Source organism: Candidatus Symbiopectobacterium sp. NZEC127 (genome assembly GCF_025962675.1).
Taxonomy (GTDB): domain Bacteria; phylum Pseudomonadota; class Gammaproteobacteria; order Enterobacterales; family Enterobacteriaceae; genus Symbiopectobacterium.
The window spans coordinates 1-628 of record NZ_JAGFPG010000043.1; the positions used below are offsets into that span (position 1 = coordinate 1).

General features: G+C 47.1%; 1 protein-coding gene. It reads left to right on the top strand.

The window, feature by feature from the left end:
• Positions 1-628, top strand: a 628-nt coding sequence (locus J5069_RS23825) for a phage tail tape measure protein (protein WP_319801701.1), incomplete at both ends; no start/stop codon positions are given.

The following is a 628-nucleotide window of genomic DNA, read 5'->3' on the forward strand; positions in this document are numbered from 1 at the left end:
AAACACGGCATTAATGCCTTTGGGCGGCACGGTCGGCGTAGTGGCGATAGTAGCTGCCGGTTGGTATTTGTATGCACAGAAGCAAGCGCAAGCACGTCAGGCCAGCATTGAATTTGCCAACACATTGCCAGATGTGATCAGCAAGTTAAAGGAAATGAATCTGGTACAAGCTCAAGGTGTTCGTGCTGACACAGTTGAGTCAATCACCAATCAAGAGGCGGGAATAGCCAAACTGAAAGGTGAAATTTCAAACCTAAACAAGGATTACAATGACCGGATCACGTTAGCCAAGCAAATGGGGAACGCTGACATTGAGTCAAATGGACATTTAAAAATAGCCGCTGACCTATCCAATCAGTTATCGAAAGCCAACCGTGACCTTTACGAAAAAGAGTCAACCCTCAAGAAATCCAAAGACGCGCTTCACCAGATAAATATTCGCGTTAATCAGGGCATTCTTGACCAGATGAAGGCGGCCCGTGATAACGCACTAGCGGTAGCTGAACTTGAAAAGAAAACCTCATTGCTAGGCGGATCTCAGGCATTTCTCGCTCAGAAATTGGGGGCGCCAACTGAAGCACTGAAAAGCTTCAACGCCGAGAGTCTGAAAATAAATTGGGGCGGGGAG